The organism is Mesorhizobium sp. B1-1-5, assembly GCF_006443065.1.
Classification (GTDB): Bacteria; Pseudomonadota; Alphaproteobacteria; order Rhizobiales; family Rhizobiaceae; genus Mesorhizobium.
Genome location: NZ_VFWS01000377.1, coordinates 1 through 1,432 on the forward strand (window position 1 = coordinate 1; position 1,432 = coordinate 1,432).

General features: G+C 64.9%; 2 protein-coding genes. One reads left to right on the forward strand and one right to left on the reverse strand.

Going from position 1 to position 1,432, the window contains the following annotated elements; genetic code table 11:
• On the forward strand, positions 1 to 222 hold a 222-nt coding region (locus tag FJ980_RS31515; protein ID WP_140547425.1), incomplete at its 5' end, for a DUF3299 domain-containing protein.
• 74 nt (positions 223 to 296) lie between these two features.
• Here FJ980_RS31515 and FJ980_RS31520 read toward each other — a convergent pair.
• Positions 297 to 1,432: GspE/PulE family protein (locus FJ980_RS31520; RefSeq protein ID WP_140547426.1), on the reverse strand; the 1,136-nt coding region annotated here is incomplete at its 5' end.

A 1,432-nucleotide genomic window follows, 5' to 3' on the forward strand; every position in this document is an offset into this window, starting at 1 on the left:
CATGAGCCGCCACCGCCGCCGAACCAGGTGATCTACTTGAAATCCACCGCTCCGTACGCGCCTGCGGCCCTGTTCGAGGGCGTGATGATAACCGGCACGATGCGCGTGCAGTCCGAAAGGAAAGACCTCTCCTTTGTGGACGGTTCAAGCGAAGTTGCTTCGGGCTACGTCCTGGAGAGCGAAAGCATCGAGCCCTATCAAGGCGAAGGTGGCGGGCAATAGTGGCCAGTCCTGCGGAGGCGATGCCAACCGCCAGTCCGCGGGTCAGAGGCAGGCACGGACGTGGATGGATGCGCTCAGCGAAACCCGGTGACCCTGAGCACCTCCGCCGGCGAGGTGAGACCTTGCCCTGCCTTCCTGGCACCGTCATGCGCCATCGTGCTCATGCCCCGCTCCAGCGCGAGCGCTTCGATCCTGGAGTGGTCTGCTCCTTGTGAAGCGAGCTCGATGATAGCCTCCTCGAGGACCAGGATCTCGAACACGGCGATGCGGCCTCGATACCCGGTGCCGTTGCAACGGCCGCAGCCCACTGCGCTGAACACTTTCTGGCCCTGGGAGAACCCGACGGCCTGGTAACGCGAGTCGGAGGAGAAAGTCTCGGCCGGAAGAATTCCTTCCTGCTTGCAGTGATCGCAGAGCCGCCGCAACAGGCGCTGGGAGATGATGCCGCGTACGGCGCCGACCAGCAGATAGGTCTCGACACCCAGGTCGCGCATACGGGTGAAGGCCGCCGCCGCGGTGTTCGCGTGGACCGTGGTGAGAACGAGGTGTCCGGTGAGCGCTGCCTGGACGGCGGCCCGTGCCGTCTCGCCGTCGCGTATCTCGCCGACCAGGATCACGTCGGGGTCCTGTCGCACGAACGTCCGGATCGCGGATGAGAAGGTGATGCCGATCGCCGAGTTGATCTGCGACTGCACGATGCCGGGGATCTGGTACTCGACGGGATCCTCGATTGTCACGATCTTGCGGCTCGGATCGTTTAGCTTCGAGAGCGAGGCGGAGAGCGTCGTCGTCTTTCCTCTGCCGGTCGGGCCGGCGACGGCGATCATTCCGTGGGTGTGCTCAAGGAGCCGGTTCAGCGGCTGCCGTTCCTGGTCATCCAGGCCCACGCCCGCGAAATCGAGCAGGACGCTGTCGCGGTGCAGGATGCGCATGACGACGGTCTCGCCATGGATGGAGGAGAGGGTGGCAACGCGCAGTTCGACTTCGCGGTCGCCGATGGGAAGGCGCATCGCACCATCCTGAGGCTTGCGGCGCTCGGTGATGTCGAGGCCGGCGAGAACCTTGATTCGCGACACGATCGCATCGCCCATTTCGTGCGGCGGCGGAGGCATGATCCGCAAGACGCCGTCGATACGGAAACGCATCACGAGCCGTCCGCGCATCGGTTCGAGGTGGATGTCGGTTGCCCTCAGGTCGAGCGCGCGCCGGA